Below are 18,006 nucleotides of genomic sequence, written 5' to 3'. Positions count from 1 at the left end.
TTGAGCGATGGCGGGCTATGGCCGTACGCGATGCACCGGATGACGTGGGCCTAATGGGGAGCAGCCCTCATGGACCGAACCGAGATTGCCGACCTTATCGTCGAGCGTATCAAGGCCGAGAAATCCCGGGTCGCCCAGCAGTATGCCGCGAGCGTGGGCACCATCGGCCATTTTGTGATCGACGACCTTCTGCCCGCTGAACTCGCCGAGCGGATCTACCGACAGTTCCCCAAGCCCGACGCGATGCGGCTCAAGAAGACCCTGCGTGAATACAAGTACATTGCCGCCCAGATGGATGAGCACGACCTGCTTCTCGAGGAGGCGATCTATGCCTTCCAGGATGCGCGGGTCGTCGAGCTGATCAAGGGCATCTGCGGCATGAACTCGGTCTACCCGGACGTCCATCTCTATGCCGGCGGCATCTCGATGATGGGCAACCAGCAGTTCCTCAATCCCCACCTCGACAACAGCCACGACAAGGACCGTGACCGCTGGCGGGTTTTGAACCTGCTCTACTATGTGACCCCGGACTGGGCCGAAGCGAACGGCGGCAACCTGGAACTCTGGCCGCAGGGTGTCGGAGGCAAACCCCTCACGATCCAAAGCCGCTTCAACCGTCTCGCCGTGATGGCAACGCACGGCGGTTCCTGGCACTCGGTCAGCCCGATCCACGCCAACGGATTCCGCTGCTGCGTGTCCAACTACTACTTTTCCGACGATCCCCTGAAGGAAGGGGATAGCTTCCATGTAACCTCGTTCCGGGGCCGTCCCGAACAGAAGCTCCGGGATATTGTGCTCCGCGCCGACGCAGCCTTGCGAATGGGCATCCGCTCATTGTTCGCCAAGGGTATCAAAGACACCACGCACATCTACAAGCGCAAGCAGTAGTGCTCCGGCGCAGAAATAGGCGCGCCAGATCAATCGCTTGACCAAAACAAAAGCAAATTCGGTTTAGACTGGGGGTTTTCCAGGGTAGGGTCGACGGTCGACACCAAGAAAGGGGAGGCGGTCGGCGACTTCAAGAACGCCGGTCTCGGTCATATCCGCAAGTCAGGCGACGTCGTGCCTCTGGCGTGGGCGTCGGGTGTCAGAAGACGAGATACCGCCGACCGAGGAAATTCAGGACGACGCCAACCATCGAGGCCAAGATCTTCGCGAGCCAGGGAGATGTCCCCATGGCGACAAGAGCGCTCGTGATGCCGACATCGAAGACTCCGGCGACCACGACGACCAGGATGTAGGCGAAGATCTCCGCCGCCGTATTCCAGCGCGCCTTGTGGCGAAACAGGAGGGCGATGCAAAGGAAATAGTTGACCGCAGCGGCAATGACGAAGGCGGACACCGCGGACACTGAGAGGGACACGCCGACCTGGAGGAGACACAGGAAGATAGCGAGATTGACCAGGGCGGCGGTGCAGCCGATGACCAGATATGCGAGGAACTGAATCGGGAGCGGTAAGTGGACCGAATTGTAGCGGAAGATGCAATACAGTGCGCGCACCCCGTCCCGCCAGTTGATCTTCTTCCCCTCCGCGTAGGTCCGGCCCTCGTAGGAGATGGCCATTTCATAAATCCGCAGTTTCTTGTGGGCGACTTTGGCGACGATCTCGGGTTCGAACCCGAATCGATCCTCCTCGATCTGGATGTCCCGGATGGCCTCACGCCTGAAGACCTTGTAGCAACTCTCCATGTCGGTGAGGTTGAGGTCGGTAAACATGTTGGAGAGCAGAGTAAGAAAGGCGTTCCCGACGTAATGCCAGAAGTACAGCACCCGATGCGGACCGGAGCCCTTGAACCGGGAACCGATGACTACGTCAGCGCGCCCGTCGCGGAGCGGCTCGACGAGGTTTCGAAGCTCGAGCGGATTGTATTCGAGATCCGCATCCTGGACGGCTACGAAATCCCCGGTCGCCTCACGGAATCCCGTCCGGAGGGCAGCTCCCTTGCCCTGGTTCCGCACGTGCTGCAGGACACGGATTTCCGGGTAGCGCGCCTCCAGTTCCCGCGCGATCGCCAGGCTCCGGTCACGCGAGCAATCGTCGACGATGATTATCTCCAGCGATAGATCGCTGCCGTGTTTCAGAGCTAAGACTCTCTCGATGCAGGATTGAAGTGTCCGCTCCTCGTTGAAGCAGGGTACAATGATGGAGAGGGTGGCTGGTGACGTATCGGTGGTCCCAAAATCGGTCATGGCGGCTCATCTCTATGGATACTGGACGAGCCACTCAAGCAGTTCGATCTGCAATCGCTCCCAGGATGGATGCATTCTTCAATCATCGCGGCCCTGCCGGCCAGCCGCCATTTCTGCTCATCCCCGCTTTCTTCACGCTCGGCGGCTTCAGCAGCCTGATGACTGGGATATGATGTCCACGGCATCGCCAATTCACGCGCGGAACATCCTTCCCGAAAAGGCGGCGGAGGCCGGCGGGCGCTTGCCCGCCTCGCCTGCGCGCCGGTCAAATGATCCCTGTCGGTCGGCATTACCTGGCGTCGAGCCGGGACTCCGCCCGCTCCCGCCCCCGCTCTCGCCGGGTGCTGATCCGAAAGACCAGGGCGGTCGCGATTGCGGCTGAGAAGTGCACGGCGGCAAACCATTTGTTCTTTTCGGCCGAGAACGCCCCTGGAAAAGTGTAAATATGGTGCACGGACCCCAGCACGATGAGCCCCCCGAGCGTGCTCGCGATCTGCGGACTCAGACGGTGTACATACGGATTGATCCACATCCCCACGAGCAGGAAGACCGGGAACACGGCCAGCGAATTGAGCCGCGCGATGCTGTTGAGTGTCCAATCGGGTCCGCCGAGAAACGGCTGGGCGCAGATCGGGACGATCAAGGCCAACAGTCCGACGATAACGAGTTGTCGATCGCGCTCGCGCGGAATCGTGATCCTGCAGCCAAACAGTAAGGCGAGTGCAAACGCAAAAGGAATCACGCCTCGAATCATAAAATCCACGAGCCGCCCTGCAGAAAAATCGGAATGGATCCAATACAGGAGTCCTAGCAGCGCCATCTCGGTCTCGCTGGGAAGACCCGTGCGCGAGGCGATGTATGATGTGCCAAGATAGATCAGGATGGGGAGTGCGAGGTAGCTCAGCGTGAAGACGCTGCCGCGCCACCCGCGAGAGTGATTCAGGGCATACTCCAGCACGATGAACGCCGGCAGGATAACCAGCGTCGTTTGCCGGCTCAGCGATGCGAGGAGAATGCCGCCGAGCAGCGTGCCTCTTTTCCTGGCGAGCAGGCCGAAGAGACTGGCGGAAAGTCCTGCCAGGAACCCGATGTCGCTGATATAGCCATTGAACATGAAATAATGGCGAAATACATACGGATTGAAGAGAACAGCCAACGAGATAAGGAAGACCGTCTCTTCACGCATATCAAGCAGCTCACAGCACCGGATAAAAAACCAGAACGCCAGGGCCAGGAGAAGGCTGCCGCCCACCAAGTAGGCCATCGGGATCGAGACTCCCGTGATGTGACTCGCCATGCCGAGAACATAGGGCAGGAAGATCCGCTGGGCGTGATGATAGGGCACGGGAATAGCGACCACTCCCGGCGCGGCTTCTGACATGGCAAAATAGGAAAAGATATCGCCTGCTCCAGTTACGATCCGCTCGTGATCAGTCTGATAATTCAACTGGTTTGAACTGATCGCAACCAGAACGAGTAACACAAACAGAAGAAGACGTTGCTGCTTGAACTGAAGGAAACCTATCCGCGGCTCGGTCACCGATCTGAACCTCCTCACGCACCAACAGTTCCGTAAGACAGCTGCGGGCTAGTCGCAACAGTGAATTCTCGAGTGAAATGCCATCAGAGCACAAGCGTGGTCTGAAATCAGCATAGCAGAGCGATTGTGTCGCGAATGGCGCCTGTGCTCAACATGGAACTCGCGTCTACACGAGGCTGCGCGCGCAGTGCCGGCGCAGATCAGCCTCAACCATCTCGGTCACCATGTCATCAAACGAGATCGTCGGCTCCCAACCCAGAACGGTCCGTGCCTTCGTGGCATCCCCGCACAGGACGTCGACCTCGGCCGGACAAATGAGATTGGACCGTGTCTTGACGTGGTCGTGCCAGTTCAATCAGACAGCATCAAAGGCGATCCGGCAGAATTTACGAACCGGCCTCGCTTTTCCGATGGCGACGACATGGTTGTCGGACTTTTTCTGCTGAAGAATGAGCCACATCGCACGCACGTAGCCGCGCGAACGGCCCCAATCGCGCCGTGCATCCACATTAACGAGAGCCAGGTCCTTGGCCAGCCCGAGCTTGATGCTGGCAACACCATCCGTGATCTGCGAATGACGAACTCGATGCCCCGCAACGGAATCTCATGATTGAAAAGGATATCCGATGATGGGTGCATTCCGCTCCCAAGCGGGTATCACGCGGATCGGCTCGCAAGATCGATCAGATCACCGCTCGCCAGCTCGACGTGCTAGAGGACATCAATGGATTGCAAGGCGGCGCCGACGAAAACCAGGGTGGCGTACCAGCCCCACAACCCGTGATCCCTTGCCAAGCAAGTGCTGCGCCAACCACGCTCCATCCTGCCCGGTAATTCCGGTGATCACACATATAGACACGTAACCTCGCCTTACCTGTAGTGGCAGAACCTTACATCGATACGTCCGAATTTATCCGACATGCTCCGATACGTTGGCGGGTACAAGCACCAATATTCTGCCGTGTCCCGGCCTACGCAATCTTTCAGTGGCGCTCGCCGCTTCCGCCATCTGCTTCGGCGGGCGTCCGACCGCAGGAAGATCGTAGGTTTCGGCTCGAGTTCGGATCGACGGTCAATGACGAGGCCCCGTCGTCGGCGAAAGCGGGGACTCATCGAGAGCCGCACGGATGATGGCCGCCTTCTGCCGAGTCCGCGCCGCCCAGGAATGCGGTCGGACTGCGGCGAGCCGCGCTGCCCGCGCCTCTGGAGGGTCGGTCAGCGCGGCTTCCACCGCGGTGACGAAGTCCGCTTTGTTATCAGCGATGCGTACCACGGAAGCGAGCCTCCTGGCGGCTGGAACCGACGTGCTGACCACGGGCTTTCCGCCGCAGAGATATTCGTAAAGCTTCAGCGCATCGCCGCGAAGCGTGGTGTCGTTGAGCGGAAACGGCATGATGCAAACATCCATGCCTTTCAGAAAAGCCGGAAAATCTCCATACGCCTGCGGACCAAGCAGATGGATATTGCGGCAATCGGCGAAAACGGCGGCGTCGAAGCCGAACCAGACGTACCCGACGAGGACGATGCTCCACTCCGGATGGCTCTGCGCCAAGTGGCGAAGCAGGGCGACATCAATTTTCCAGGGATCGACACCGCCGAGATAGCCGATGACGGGCTTGGGCAAACGGGCGATGGCCTCCGGCACGTTCGTCTCGGGCAGCAGGGCGCGACCGAACACTTCCGGTGCGGCAGCACAGTATACCACATGCATGTTGGGATTGTGGACCCGCAGAGGTTCGGCGAGCTCGTCGGTCACGGCGAAGACAAGGTCGGCGGCACGGCAGGCTTCCGCCTCCAACTTCAGCATCATGGCGCGCTGCCTCGCGTTGCGCGCCAAGGCGGCGTCGAAATCAACCGTCTCGAATATCTTGAGCCGCGCCGGGAAGTGCCGCAGCACGGCTCCGGAATTGTATAGCGGCGACCACAGAATGGGATTGCGGAGGCCCAACCGCTGCTGCACGCGGCGCAGCAGCCAGGCGAGAATTCGACCGTTGATGCGGGAGACGGCGGCGAGGCGGCTGATGCCCGGCAAGCCGATGGCCGGCGGGCGATAGACCCAGAAGCGCTCGCCGATTTGTTCCAGTACCGGCTTCTGCTCGCGCTGACGTTGCTGAAAGCGGGCGACGTTGCGCAGCGTCAGGGAAGCGCCGAAGGGCTCGACGTAGACTACCCGGTTGGCTTCCGCCATGCCCTGCATTGTGTAGTGGGTGACGCTGTGGATCACGCCCCATACCGCGGGGCCGAGGCAGATGATGTCGGCGTCGCGCAGGGCGAGCCGGTCGGCACCCTCGTCCATTGCTTCAGCCCTGCCGCAGCGGATTGCGAACGCCGGCGAGCTTCAGCCGCACCGCCGCCGGCCCATCGGCAGGGCCGATGCCGTGCCGGGGCAACTGATAGCGCGCCGCAGCATGGCGGCGCATCAGGTTCCCGGGCTTGGTCGTCACGGCAGTGCGAAAGCCGAGCGCCGCAGCCAGCCGGATGTCGCGCACCCCGATCGTGTCCCTCCTGCCGTAGGGATAGGCGAAGTGGCGCACGGCGCGGCCGGTTTCACGTTCGAGCCGGTCGCGACTGGCCGCCATCTCGTGCGATGCCGCCGTCTCGTCCAGCGTGGCGAGAACAGGATGCGACAGCGTGTGCGCACCGATCTCGACCAACGGGGAGGCCGCGAGGCGGCGCACCATCTCCCAATCCATCATGTGCAGCGCGGCCAGCGCGGCCGCATCGACTCCGTAGCGATCGGCCAACACCTGCATCATTCGCGCCGAGGCCTCCGGGCGTGCGGTCAGCATGAATCCGGCGGTGACGTCATAGGTCCGCCGCTTGGCTGCATGGTCCCGAGCGTCGAGCGCGGTCTCGTTCGGGATGGGCAGGTGCAGCACCTTCTCCCGCTCAATCACCTGCTCGAGCGCGTACCACCACAGCGGGGCGCTGCCATCGATCAGGCCCGGGGTGATGTAGACGGTGATCGGTATATGCCGCGCCTCGATGATCGGCAGCAATGTGTCGTGATTGTCACGGTAGCCGTCGTCGAAGGTCAGGCAGACGAAACGACCGGCGCCTGCCGCCTGCTGGCGGAACAACGCCTCCTCCAGCCCCACGATTTCGATGCCGTCTTCGGCCAGCGTATCCAGCAGCCGCTCGAAGGCATCGGCCGGCACGTTGTTGCGGTAGTTCGTCGAGAAGGCCACTGCCGGATCGGCCGCACGGATGCGATGGAACACGAAGATGGCGCCGGCACCGCCGAGCATCGGCCGCGCGAGCGACACCAGGCCGAGACGCAGCAGCAGTTGCTTCAGCATGGCCGCTTCCGGATCATGGGCCGCAAGGCGCTTCGGCAAGCTGGATCTCGGAAGCCAGTCCACCGGTGGGGTTGCCAAAGAACCAGAGGCGAATCCGCCCTTGCTCGACGATTGCGGAGGGGCCGCCAATGGTCCAAGCGTCCGCCTGGCCTGGCCGCGGCGACAGGATAGGATTGCGGGGGTTGCGTTCCCAGCGCACTCCGTCCGCGCTGAAGGCATGACCGATCGCACCGCGCTGCATCTCGATGCCATCACGGTAGTCCTGCGGAGCGCTGCCGAAGTAGAACATGTGATAGCCGCCACCGGGGTCGGCCACGACATTGACGTGGCTGGTCCACATTTCGTCCCAGCTGCCGCGAGGGCCGAGCGCGAACACCGGCGTCGGCAGCCGCGTCCAGTTGATGCCATCCGGCGAAGTTGCGTAACCGATCCGGAAGGTACGGAAACTGTCCGGCGGCTCGCCCAGACCGACATACCACATCCGGTAGAGGCCGGCCGCCGCATCGAACAGAACGCTGGGTTCCAGCACGCCGCCGTGCCGGCAGGAACCAGGGCTGGCGCAGACCGGCCGCTCCCAGGCGGCGACGGGTTCCAGCACTGGCGTGTCACGGCGGGTCCAGCGAATACCGTCCGGCGAGGTTGCCATGCCGATGGCAAAGGTGACGCTGCCCTCTGGCGCCCGGTTGCCGGTGTAGTACATGCGGTAGATCCCATCGGGGCCGACTAGGACATTGGCAGTTTCCAAGCCTGGTGAATCCCAGGCGTTGGGCGGCGCCGCGAGCACAAGATCCATCAATGGGTCCGGCGCGGTCGGCGACTTCCAGACGGTCCACGCCTGACCGTCGCCGCTTTCGGCGCGCGCAAAGCCGGTGCGCTGTCGACTGTCGGCATTGGTGAACCACATCTCGTAGCGGTCCCCGCGGCGGATGACCGACGGATCGGCGGCGATACGCAGTGGACTGAGCGGGCCGCCGGCAATGGTGCGGGCGGGCTGCGGCGCCCGGACCCAGTTGTCAGGAAAGCGGCAGCGCGGCGCTGCCACCGCGGATGCGGCCTCGGCTACGGAAAGCACAAGGGCGAGGAGAACAGCGAGGCGGAGACGTCGAGGATTCATTCAGAAAGTTCCTCCAGCAGGCGCCCGGCCGATCGTCTTGACGAAGTAGCGGAGCGCGCTGCCGACATGCCATCGCCAGGTTCGGCTGAAGGGTCGCCGGGCGCTGCTCCGCTGGTGCTCATGCAGGAATACCAGGGAAGGGAAGACCCAAGTCTGCAAGCCGACGCGGCGCATCCGCCAAGCGAGGTCCACGTCTTCGTAGTACAGGCGGAAGCCCTCGTCCATGCCGTCGACGCGCGCGAAATCGGCACGCCGCGTTAGCAGGAACGCGCCAAACACCCAGTCGACGGGAAAGGGCGACTCCGACGGTGCAGTCTGCTCCATCAGCGCGTTCCGATACCATTGCGGGCGCCAGGGCCAGTGGTCGATGCCGAGGCCGCGGGCCAGAGGGACGGCTGGCGAGGGAAAACGTCGAAAACTCTGCTGCGGCGTGCCGTCAGGGTTGAGCAGGCGGCAGCCCAGCAACCCGACTTCGGCATTGCCGTCGAGGAAGCCGACGGCGTTTGCGAGTTGGCCGTCGCGATGGCGCGTATCCGGATTCAGGAAGAGCAGGCATCGCCCCGTGGTATGGCGCGCGCCGGCATTCACGTTGGCGGCGAAGCCGAGCGGGATGGGGTTGGTCTTCACCCGTATAGGATGGCGAAGGAGCGCCGCAACACCACCATCGGCCAGATTATCTATGACCAGGATCTCAGTCCTCAGACCGTCGAGCGCCGCACCGAGCGAGGCGATGCAGTCGGGCAGCATCGCCTTGTGCCCATGGCTGACGATGACGATCGACAAATCCGGGACGCCAGTGATGTGGCGGCGGTCAGCTTGCATGGCGCCGCTCCGCCAGCAATTGCACGCAGTAGCCTTCGAGTTGGCGCAGCATCGCCTCCGGCGTGTAGCGCGTCATCAGGTTGCGGCGTCCGGCTTCTGCGAGCTCCCCACGCAACGCCGGAGAGCGGGCAAGGCGTTCCATCGCCGCTTCCAACGCCGAAGCCGAGCCGACCTCCACCAGCAGCCCGTCGCGCCCATCGGTGATTGCCAGAGGCAAGTCACCAGCGCGCGAGGCAATGACGGGCCGCTCCATGCTCATCGCCTCCAGCGCTGTCAGCGGTAGGCTGTCCTTCAGCGAGGGTACGCAGACGACATCCATCGCGCGGAGCCATGGCAACGTTTGCGGCACCAAACCGGCGAAGTGTACCTGCTCGGCGATCCCCAGGCGTTTCGCCAGTGCACGGTAATCGCTCTCTGCCGGACCTTCGCCTACCAGCACGCCGCGTATGTCTAGACCCCTCTGGCGCAATCGGGCCAAGGCCTCAATCATCAGGGACTGGCCTTTGCCAGGGTGCAGCCGGCCGAGGATGCCGACGAGGAGTCCGGTTGGCGCGATGCGGGCGCGTATCTCGGCCGCCTCGGCGTCGTGCAGCGCAGGGTCGGTGGCGGGAATTCCATTGCTGACAATCTCAACGCGCTTGCCCCCGGCCAGGCGGACTTCATCGGCCATGGCGGAAGAGCCGACCAACACGAGGTCCGCGGCGCGGATCAGATAGCGGTCGATATCCTCGTAGACCTTGTGCTTGCCGGAATGGGTATGCCGAAGCCAGCCATGGACATGCGCGATCCAGGGCACGCGACGAAAGCGGGTTATCATCCAGGCAAGCAGGTCGGCGCGCATGTCGTTGGTATGCAGGATGGCCCCGGGCCGATCAGCGAGGAGGCCTGCGATGCGATAAGCCGTGCGCGGCGCGTCGGACAGGCCGTGCCAGGGAAGGCGGCAGGTCTGCACGCGCGTGGTGAGATCCTCGAGCACGGGCGGCAACGGCCGCTCCGGCTTTGCCAGCAGCGCCAGCAATGGCGGAAAGCGATCGCGGTCGAGGTGCTGCACGATCATCTGCAGCACCGTCTCCGGCCCGCCAGCCCGGTCATAGGCTCCCTTAACCATGACCAGGGGAGTCGACGAGGAGTTCGAGGACGGCCCCGGCCTCATGGGAGGCTGCTCCGCCGGAGAGTCCGGATGGCGGCGACAAGGAACAGCGTGGCGCCGGCCGCGGTGGCCAGCATGCCAATCGCCCACAAGCTATGCAGAGGCAATTGGGATGCGCCGAGCAGGGCATAGACGGCGGTCGCCGCCAGCGGCATCAACGCCAGCATGGTGAGGTTACCCGGCCGCGGCGGGGACGAGTGGCTGGTCAGGAGGCCCGGACTCGAACCGGCATTGGCAAGACGATGTCGGCGCAACAGCACAAAAAGCAACGCGGTGAGAGCCGGCAGCACCAGCAGGGCGAGGGGCACTTGCGGCACGGTCACCGCGCCCAGGAAGCCGAAGAGTACCAGACCGGCCAGGATGAGTCCGAGGCGCGAGGGTTGGAAGGAGTCAGGCCGTCCGGCAGCGACCCCAAGGTAGGCCAAGGCGAGAAAGGCCGTGGCAATCGTGGCTTGAATCAGGAAATCGACAGGTGCCGCGGCCACGGGTGGCGTCTCGAAGCGCCAACCATACGCCCAGACACCCCAGAACACGCCAAAACCCAGAGACAGCCAGGCCGCTGTACCGAGGCTTGGTTTGCGCAAGGCGACTCCCAGCGCATGCCAGCCGAGGACGACCGAGATCGGGGCATGCCAGGCCAAAGCGGTCCAGCTGATGGTGAAGGGGAAGGCCATGCTCGGATCGCCGAACAGCGTCATCGCGAAGACGCCTTCTCCGATCCATCCGAAGGCTGCGCCGGCAAGAAACAGGCCGGAGGTATTCCGGATGCGGAAGTACCATAGAACGACCAGAGTCAGATAGCCGAGGTAGGAGTAGAACAGGCACGCGAGCGGCCGGTCGACAAGCCCTTCATCGGGGCGCAACTGCGACCAGAACATCGCCTCAGAAAAGAAATACAGGATGTAGCCGGTGCCGAGCAGCAGGCTGACACGGCGCAGCAGGGCCTCGCCACGGTTCATCGGGAGAGCCCCGAACCGTAGGCCAGATTTGTGGCGGCGCTCGCCACCGCCACCCGCCTCACGGCGGCGGCATAGCCGGCCAGCAGCCAGATCATCTTGGCCAGCATCAAATGGCCGAACAAGGCGCAGGCCAGGAATCCGAGCGTCGCAGCGACCAGACAGTCCGCCAGCAACTGAGAGGAGGGATCGCCAAAGCGATGCGCCTCGAACAGGTCGCGAAAGATGAAGACGATGATGCCAACGAAGCCCAGCAACCCGAATATGCCGAATTCCACCCAGACCTGCAGTACGGTGTTGTGCGGCATGATCCATTCCAGCCGCTCAATGCCCTCCGCAACTCGAAGCTCGTAGTCCTCCATCGTCTGGTCGACGAGCTGGGGGACGTCTGGTTGCCGGCCGAGCCAGTGAATGAAGTGCGGACCATACTGATTGTAGCCGAAACCCGTGATCGGCCGTTCCAGCACCAGATCAATGCCACCGAGAACTAGGTAGGTGCGGAGCGGCGTGCTGCCTCCTTCGGTTGCATATTCGAAGGAGTAGAGGCGCTGCAGGCCCGCAGGGCTCCAAATCGCGAAGCCGGTAGTTCCAAGAAGTCCAGCCAACAGCAGCGGCTTCAACGGCAGGCGATTGCGGATCAGCAGGTAAAGCACTGAAATCGCCAACGCGATGACCGCTGAGCGGGTGAAGGACAGCACGACGCCCATGCTTTGCAGCGTCGTCGCCGAGGCGATCAGCATGCGCGCGACAAGTCCGTTGAAGCGGACGAACAGATACAGGTTAACGGGCAGGACGGCGACCAGCATGTAGGCGAACCAGTTGGAATCGAACAAGCCGCCGGTGATCCGCTTGATCTCGACGCCCTCCAGCGAATCCCGGTCGATGATCGCGCCGATGTTGCCCCCAACCAAGCTGGGATCGTCGAAATCGAAAGCGAGGCTGGGCAGCAGGAATTCCGCGAACCCAATCAGGCTGGACAATGTCATGCAGGCAGTCAGCGCGATGCAGGCCTGGTTCAGGGCGCGTTCCGACTCGCCCGCGATAGCGGCGATCATTACTGTCAACAGGACGAGCTGGATGTAGCGAGACAGTCCCTCGAACCCTTCTGCTACGTCCGCGGTTCTGGTGGTGAACATGGCCACGAAGACTGCCGCAAGAAATCCCGCTAGCGGGACGAATTGGGGCGACCAGGTGACGGGCAACCGGTGCACCAGGCTGCGCGCCAACCAGGCAGCGACAGTCACCGCGCCAGCGAGCTTGCCGAGGCTGAAGGGAAGGCCGGTGATATGCTCGCTGCCGAGAACCTGCAGCGCGGTGCCGGTCAACACCATCAGCGCCAGGCCGATGAGGGGCACTGCATAGATTGCGGCGAAAAGGGCCACGCCCAGAACCGCGCCGACGGCGATCAGCGGGCCAGTCACGGCTGCACAGCCGAACAGCGCGACTCCCACGGCGACAGGGATCAAACTAGGGCGCATGGGGCCTCGGTTGGCGCAGCGCCGCCTCGCCGTCGGTGGTATGGGCGAGTCGCAGCGCCGTCACATGCAGCACGGCGGCGACTCCAACCCGCATCACGAAGATTCCGAAGGCCATGCCGATGGGACCGTAACTCGGCAGCAGCAAAAGCCCGATCAAGACGACATATGCGGATTGACCGAGGGTCACCAGCGCGATCCGCGCTGGAGCATGAACGGCGACCATCGTCATCGGCAGCGGCGCGACCGCGAGCCAGAACAACGTTCCTGCCAGCAGCCAGAGAAAGATGCCGGAACTCTCGGCGTACGTCTCACCCAGTAGCAGCGCGATGACCGGTTTCGCCAGCGACACTGCCAGGACGAAAGTCACGGCGGCGGCCGGGAGGGAAATCCACTGGAACTGATGCAGTCGGGCGGCATATGTCCCCTCCTCGCGCATCCGGGCGATCCGTGGCTGCAGCAGCGAGATCAGACAGCCCGCCACCAGGTCGGGCACTAGAGCCAGGGTCAGCATGGCGCCATAGCGGCCGGCGGCGTCGGATCCGCTGAAGCCGTAGACCAAAAGGACATCAACCCTCTCGTTGAAGGCAGCCAGCATCATCGCCGGCATCATCCATTTGAGGAAATGCAGGAGCTGGACCATGTCTGCGCGATCGAAGCGGGCCGAGGCGAAGAGGCCCCGTGGCAGCCATGCCACTCCGACAAGCACAGCGGCGAACGAGGCTGCGGCATAGCAGGCCAGCACGAGTTCCACGTTGATCGCGCCGAGCAACCACAACAGCATGATCGACCCGAAGCGCAGCACCTGCATCAACCCTTCGACCAGCACGAATGCAACGAAGCGCTCTGCAGCCTGCATCACCACCATCACGGAGCGGATCAGCATGTCCCCGACGATCGCTGCGCCGACATAGCGGATGAGCGACGTCGCCTCGGGATGGCCGAGGACGTCGCGGCTGAAGATCGGCGCGAACACCAGCAGGACCGCCACCACCGCCACCGTTCCTACACCGCGCAGCCAGAAGGCCGAGCGGAACAGGCGATAGGCCGCCTCCGGATCGCTGCGCATCAGCCCCGGTGCATGCCGCATCAGCGCCACGTCGCCGGGATCGACAATGCAGCCGGAGGCGATCTTGATGCAGGCGATGGTGACGGCGAAGAGTCCCGCTTGCGAGAGGCCGGCTGCGTCGGAGCCGAGGCCGCGATAGATCAGCAGGGTGGCCAGGAACCACAGGGCCACGAATCCGATGCGACCGCCGACGACCAGCATTGCATCACGCGCTGCGTCTCGCAGCATTATCCCGCCTTCGGTAACGCGGACTGCTGCCGCACAAGGGTCCGGCGGCGCCACTGGGCAAGGCGCCGGATAACCCTCCCCGGCAACAGGCCGAAACCCAGCCGCGCCCATGTGGCGGGCCGCAGCAGCACCTCGGGCACGGCGCGCACCACTTCGGCGAGGTTTCGCAGGAAGGCGCCGTAGCCATCGGCACGGCTCATGTGCAACACCTCGATGGCAGTCGCAGCGGCGTGCCGCTCGGCAGCTCGACGGTAGCCGCTGGCGCCCGCTGCCACCGCTTCGGGCCAGGCGAAGCACTCGCGGGCCGCGGTCATCTGCCGGCGGAACATCAGGTTGGCGCGGTACATCGGCATCGACATAGCAGCATCGTGCACCCGATATTCGCAAAGGACACGGTCCAGATAGCCGATCTGGCCGGCGAGGCACATGCGCATGAACAGCCAGAGATCGACCACTTCACGCCAAGCCTCGTCAAAAGGGCCAGTGGCGCGGATCGCGGCGGTGCGCATGAGCATAGTGGAGAAGCAGAAGCCGTCGCCGAAGGCGCCGAGCATGGCGCGGGGGCCGGGGGTGATGCGCGCCCAGCCGCCGGCGGTGCCGCCAAAGCGTCGGCCCTCGGCATCGATCCAGGCAGCCGGACCATGAACCATGCTGACCCCCGGCTCGGCATCCAGAAAGTCGACTGCCGCTGTCAGGAAGTCCGGCATCAGACGATCGTCCGCGCCGATCACCATGATGAATTCACCACGCGCCTCCCGGCAGCCTCGATTGACATTGCCAGCGAACCCCAGATTGGTTGAATTGCGCCGGAAGTCGACCCGGGAATCGCTGTAACGTCCAATCACGGCGGGAGTGTCGTCAGTCGAGGCATTGTCGAGGACCAGCAGTTCGAAATCCCTGAACTTCTGCGCCAAAATGCTGTCTACCGTCTCGTGCAGCCAACGCACCGCATTGTAGGTCGGGATGACTACGGTGACGCGTGGTGTTGCTCCCGCTTGCGTCATTGGTCCGGGAACCTTTCACGATGCCAGGCAATCATTGTCCGATCAGTGCCGAGTAGCATTGGGCAATGCCCGTGGAGAGGGATACCGTCGGCTTCCAGCCAGGCAGAACCGGAACGGCTGCTGTCGGCTCCATGATCTCGCCCGGTCGATAGGCGCGCGCTCCCCAGTTGGCAAGAAGGGGACGCCCTGCGATTTTCTCGATGGTACTAGCCAACTCGCGCAGTGAGATCGTTCCGTCTGAAGGCGCGCTGTACACCTGATGCCTGGAATGTCCAGCAAGGGCCAAACCTGCCGCGATGCGGACGGCACGAGCGATATCGTCGACGTGCACCAGATGGATTCGTTGATGTCCCGGCGACAGCTCGGCAACTCTCCGCTCTGCTGCGGCAGTCAGCATGTAATTCAGCACCTTGTTTCGCCAGTCGTTGGGACCATAGGTGTCGAACAGCCGAAGGGTTACCGCGGACAGCCCGCCGCGCGCGAAATACTCGATGACGTCTTCACAACATTGCTTCGTGACGCTGTAGAAATTGAACGGTGAGTAGTCGGCGCCATACGCTGTCTGCCAACTCGACCCGAAGTTTACCAGGGCGCGCACGCCATGCTTCTTCATTGCGGCGACGAGAATGGCCGGGTAGGTGATGTTCGCGTGGATTGAGCCCGCCAGATTGTCGGGCGATTCAGCGGCGCTAATTTGTGAAGCCAAATGCAGAACAAGGTCGGGTTTCACCCGGCCAACGATCTCATCGACATTCTCGAAGTCCGGCTCGATGAACTCGAGTGAAACCGATGCCAAAGTCTGTGGCGCCAGCCGAATCTTGCTTCCCGGCCGCGCCAATATGACGACGGTATTGTCCATGGACAGATATTTGGCCAAGTGGCAACCGATATACCCGGTGCCACCCGTGATGATTACCGTTCCGAGCCGATTCTCCAATTCTGACGATTGCACGATAAAACTCCGCGTCGAGCCCAACTACTCGAAAGACTCGCCGCTGTGACTTGACCAGCGACAGCAAGCCGTCCGGCATCTCACACCAGCAACTGCAGGCAGTCAACTCGCGGAGGCTGGATCTGCAGAAAGTACGGCACAGCGCCAAGGGAACGGCTTCGTCGTCGAAACTTGCGTTCGGTAGTGGCGTGATTTGATAGTTGGCCGACGTGGAATTCAGACCTACACGCTGAAGGACGCTTCCACTATCGACCTCGAATAGCGGGGCGGTGACCGCGGGTTCCTCGCCCGCGCGCTTTGCGAGAGAGAGCTCGCCGACCGCGGTCTCGAAGAACGGTTCGTCAAGATTTACAATTTGCTGGAGGGCAAGCGCGGCACATTAAAGGGATTGCACTATCAGCTGGCGCCGGCGGCCCTAACCAAGATTATTCGCTTTTTTCCCGGCGCATTCTGGGAGGCCATCATCAACCTCCATCCCGACAGCCCGACATTCGGCCAGTGGTTCGGGACCGAGCTGTCCGCCCGGAACCGGCGCACGAAGTACGTGCGGGACATCAAGTGAAGGTACTGCTCATGGCGACCGGCCCGGCCATGGCGGGCTGGGTCATGCCACGTTCTGCGGTCTATCGACCCGGCGTGGCTCGGGCATTGGTTCCATCGGCAACGGGCCACCGTCATGCTTCTCGCCGCCCTGCGCATGGGCGCGGAATTCCCGCAGCAGGATCAGGCCCGCGCCAAGCACCAGGCCGCCGACCAAGCCGAGCAGCACGGTGCGAAGCAGCGACGGCGAGGAGGGCAAGATTTCTGCCGTGGGAGGCATCACCACACGCAGGCCGGAAAACTTCACCGCCTCGATTGCCTCGGTCAGGCGAGCCTCCTCGAAACCCCGCTCGTAGACGTCGAGCGCACGGCGCAGCCTCGCCACATCCTGTTCCAGCTGGCCAATCTGGATGGCTGCGGTCTCCATCTGCTGAAGCTGAGCACGCAGGCCCGAGACCTGCTCTTCCAGCCGTGCCGCACTGCCGCGCAGGCCTTCCAGCTCGATCCGCTTGGTCATCAGGTCGCGGGCGAGGGACTGGTGCAGTTGGTTGATGCCGACCGTAATCTGGTCGACCACGAGGGGTGCCTCCGCGTCGATCTGCGCCAGCAGGGCGTCGATCTGGCGACGGATATCGGCGATCTCCTGGCTGCCCTCGCCATAGCGTGCCTGCTGGGTGCCAAGGTCTAGGCGGAGCTGGACCAGGCGGCTGCGCATCGCATCGGTCGCCGTGTTGCGCGACCGCACGGTGGACAGCTCGACCTCCGACGGCAGCTTCGCCAGTGCCGCTTCGGATTGCGCGACCTGCGCCTCCGCCGCGGCGATCGCGGCACGCAGCTGGCGCAGCTGGAGCTGGCTTTCCGCTTCCGCACGGATCAGCACCGGCCGCTGTTCGGTCACCGACCAGACCGGATCGTTCGTGGAAAGCCTCAACTTCAGCAGCCGGTCCTCCGCAGCCTGCAGCTCGGCGAGGGTTGCCGCGCGGCCATCGCGGAAAAACTTGGTGGCGCCGGGAGAGCGATAGGCTTGCAGATGGCCCGACAGCGCCTGGGCAATGAAGCGCTCCAGGATGGCCTCGCCGGCCCGCGGATCGGGGAAGGTCAGGTCGACGGTAATGATATCGGTCCGCTTGACAGGCTCGACCCGCAGGGCCGCGCCGATGGCCAGCGTCAGCCGGTCCCGCTGCGTCGTCGGCGGCCGCAGGCCGGTCAATACCACGGTTTCGCGCAGCACATCCTGCACGGCTCGGATCGTGGCCTTCATGGCATGCTTGATGTGCTGGAAGATGGTCACGGGCGGCTCATCGGCGAAGAAGTCGTCGCCGAGCTGAGCCACCACTTCGCGAATCAGGCGGGGATCGGTGAAGATCTCCACGCCTGTCGCCGAATCTTCGGGCCTCCGCGTCGCGGCAACCGCCGCACCCGTTTCCCGCGCTCTCAGCAGCGGCGTGGCGGCCATTTCCGGGCCCAAATTGACCAGGATCTTCGCGGTGATGATGTAGCGCGGGCCGGAGAACACAATGGTGGTTGCCAGAAGCGCAAGGCTGCCCGCGACGCCGCACGCGATCAGCAGCAGCCAATAACGCCGCAGCAACGCGATTAAGCCGGCAATATCGGACGGCACCCACGTCGTCCGAGGTAGAGGTCCAACAGCCTGCGGACCATGCAT

Annotated in this window: 16 protein-coding genes and 1 pseudogene; 2 read left to right on the top strand and 15 right to left on the bottom strand. The window is 63.3% G+C overall.

All coding sequences use genetic code 11. From position 1 onward, the window contains the following. The first annotated feature begins 69 nt into the window (after window positions 1-69). Window positions 70-888, top strand: coding sequence for a 2OG-Fe(II) oxygenase (locus ACQY8M_RS34005; protein WP_428665836.1), 819 nt, complete (start codon window positions 70-72; stop codon window positions 886-888). A gap of 199 nt (window positions 889-1,087) precedes the next feature. Here the strand turns inward: ACQY8M_RS34005 and ACQY8M_RS34000 are convergent, their stop codons facing one another. The 14 genes from ACQY8M_RS34000 to ACQY8M_RS33935 form a co-directional block, all read right to left on the bottom strand. Then, window positions 1,088-2,191 carry a glycosyltransferase gene (locus ACQY8M_RS34000; RefSeq protein WP_428665834.1) on the bottom strand — a complete coding sequence of 368 codons (1,104 nt, stop codon included), beginning with the start codon at window positions 2,189-2,191 and terminating at the stop codon, window positions 1,088-1,090. Window positions 2,192-2,480: 289 nt separating this feature from the next. After that, the gene (locus ACQY8M_RS33995; RefSeq protein ID WP_428665831.1) at window positions 2,481-3,731 is read right to left on the bottom strand and encodes a hypothetical protein; all 1,251 of its coding nucleotides are present in this window, start codon (window positions 3,729-3,731) and stop codon (window positions 2,481-2,483) included. A 166-nt stretch (window positions 3,732-3,897) separates the two neighbouring features. Further along, a complete protein-coding gene (locus ACQY8M_RS33990; RefSeq protein WP_428665828.1) occupies window positions 3,898-4,086 on the bottom strand; it encodes a GDP-mannose 4,6-dehydratase in 189 nt (62 codons plus the stop codon). A 366-nt stretch (window positions 4,087-4,452) separates the two neighbouring features. Continuing rightward, a complete protein-coding gene (locus ACQY8M_RS33985) occupies window positions 4,453-4,578 on the bottom strand; it encodes a GDP-mannose 4,6-dehydratase (protein WP_428665826.1) in 126 nt (41 codons plus the stop codon). 225 nt (window positions 4,579-4,803) lie between these two features. Further along, window positions 4,804-6,027 carry a glycosyltransferase gene (locus ACQY8M_RS33980; protein WP_428665823.1) on the bottom strand — a complete coding sequence of 408 codons (1,224 nt, stop codon included), beginning with the start codon at window positions 6,025-6,027 and terminating at the stop codon, window positions 4,804-4,806. 4 nt (window positions 6,028-6,031) lie between these two features. Continuing rightward, the gene (locus ACQY8M_RS33975) at window positions 6,032-7,030 is read right to left on the bottom strand and encodes a polysaccharide deacetylase family protein (protein ID WP_428665820.1); all 999 of its coding nucleotides are present in this window, start codon (window positions 7,028-7,030) and stop codon (window positions 6,032-6,034) included. Window positions 7,031-7,043: 13 nt separating this feature from the next. Then, complete coding sequence (locus ACQY8M_RS33970) at window positions 7,044-8,144, bottom strand: hypothetical protein (RefSeq protein WP_428665817.1); 1,101 nt, start codon at window positions 8,142-8,144, stop codon at window positions 7,044-7,046. Next, the gene (locus tag ACQY8M_RS33965; protein ID WP_428665815.1) at window positions 8,145-8,927 is read right to left on the bottom strand and encodes a glycosyltransferase family 2 protein; all 783 of its coding nucleotides are present in this window, start codon (window positions 8,925-8,927) and stop codon (window positions 8,145-8,147) included. It lies immediately after the preceding gene. 28 nt (window positions 8,928-8,955) lie between these two features. Then, on the bottom strand, window positions 8,956-10,023 hold the full coding sequence (locus ACQY8M_RS33960; protein WP_428665812.1) for a glycosyltransferase: 1,068 nt from the start codon (window positions 10,021-10,023) through the stop codon (window positions 8,956-8,958). Window positions 10,024-10,115: 92 nt separating this feature from the next. Continuing rightward, complete coding sequence (locus ACQY8M_RS33955) at window positions 10,116-11,075, bottom strand: hypothetical protein (RefSeq protein ID WP_428665810.1); 960 nt, start codon at window positions 11,073-11,075, stop codon at window positions 10,116-10,118. Continuing rightward, window positions 11,072-12,493 (bottom strand): O-antigen ligase family protein, encoded by a 1,422-nt coding sequence (locus ACQY8M_RS33950; RefSeq protein ID WP_428665807.1) that lies wholly within the window; start codon window positions 12,491-12,493, stop codon window positions 11,072-11,074. Before ACQY8M_RS33950 ends, ACQY8M_RS33955 begins: the two co-directional genes overlap by 4 nt. Before the next feature lie 46 nt (window positions 12,494-12,539). After that, window positions 12,540-13,844, bottom strand: a complete 1,305-nt coding sequence (locus ACQY8M_RS33945) for a lipopolysaccharide biosynthesis protein (RefSeq protein WP_428665804.1) — start codon at window positions 13,842-13,844, stop codon at window positions 12,540-12,542. Continuing rightward, a complete protein-coding gene (locus ACQY8M_RS33940) occupies window positions 13,844-14,848 on the bottom strand; it encodes a glycosyltransferase (RefSeq protein WP_428665801.1) in 1,005 nt (334 codons plus the stop codon). The genes ACQY8M_RS33945 and ACQY8M_RS33940 overlap by 1 nt, the downstream gene beginning before the upstream one ends. A 31-nt stretch (window positions 14,849-14,879) precedes the next feature. Further along, window positions 14,880-15,800 carry an NAD-dependent epimerase/dehydratase family protein gene (locus tag ACQY8M_RS33935; protein WP_428665798.1) on the bottom strand — a complete coding sequence of 307 codons (921 nt, stop codon included), beginning with the start codon at window positions 15,798-15,800 and terminating at the stop codon, window positions 14,880-14,882. 331 nt (window positions 15,801-16,131) lie between these two features. On the opposite strand from ACQY8M_RS33935, the pseudogene ACQY8M_RS33930 reads away from it, so the two are divergent. Continuing rightward, window positions 16,132-16,362, top strand: a pseudogene (locus ACQY8M_RS33930) (dTDP-4-dehydrorhamnose 3,5-epimerase family protein); the annotation flags it as partial. A 42-nt stretch (window positions 16,363-16,404) separates the two neighbouring features. On the opposite strand, the gene ACQY8M_RS33925 reads toward ACQY8M_RS33930, so the two are convergent. Continuing rightward, window positions 16,405-17,961, bottom strand: a complete 1,557-nt coding sequence (locus tag ACQY8M_RS33925) for a hypothetical protein (RefSeq protein ID WP_428665795.1) — start codon at window positions 17,959-17,961, stop codon at window positions 16,405-16,407. Between the last annotated feature and the right edge of the window lie 45 nt (window positions 17,962-18,006).

It is taken from the genome of Reyranella sp. (genome assembly GCF_965279465.1).
GTDB lineage: Bacteria > Pseudomonadota > Alphaproteobacteria > Reyranellales > Reyranellaceae > Reyranella.
This window is presented reverse-complemented; position numbering and strand designations above follow the sequence as displayed.

Bases quoted from the DNA above. Each gene is read 5' to 3' on its own strand.
- ACQY8M_RS33960 (WP_428665812.1), bottom strand. From the start codon at position 10,023: ATGATCGTGCAGCACCTCGACCGCGATCGCTTTCCGCCATTGCTGGCG.
- ACQY8M_RS33970 (WP_428665817.1), bottom strand. From the start codon at position 8,144: ATGAATCCTCGACGTCTCCGCCTCGCTGTTCTCCTCGCCCTTGTGCTT.
- ACQY8M_RS33940 (WP_428665801.1), bottom strand. From the start codon at position 14,848: ATGACGCAAGCGGGAGCAACACCACGCGTCACCGTAGTCATCCCGACC.
- ACQY8M_RS34005 (WP_428665836.1), top strand. From the start codon at position 70: ATGGACCGAACCGAGATTGCCGACCTTATCGTCGAGCGTATCAAGGCC.
- ACQY8M_RS33955 (WP_428665810.1), bottom strand. From the start codon at position 11,075: ATGAACCGTGGCGAGGCCCTGCTGCGCCGTGTCAGCCTGCTGCTCGGC.
- ACQY8M_RS34000 (WP_428665834.1), bottom strand. From the start codon at position 2,191: ATGACCGATTTTGGGACCACCGATACGTCACCAGCCACCCTCTCCATC.
- ACQY8M_RS33980 (WP_428665823.1), bottom strand. From the start codon at position 6,027: ATGGACGAGGGTGCCGACCGGCTCGCCCTGCGCGACGCCGACATCATC.
- ACQY8M_RS33945 (WP_428665804.1), bottom strand. From the start codon at position 13,844: ATGCTGCGAGACGCAGCGCGTGATGCAATGCTGGTCGTCGGCGGTCGC.
- ACQY8M_RS33975 (WP_428665820.1), bottom strand. From the start codon at position 7,030: ATGCTGAAGCAACTGCTGCTGCGTCTCGGCCTGGTGTCGCTCGCGCGG.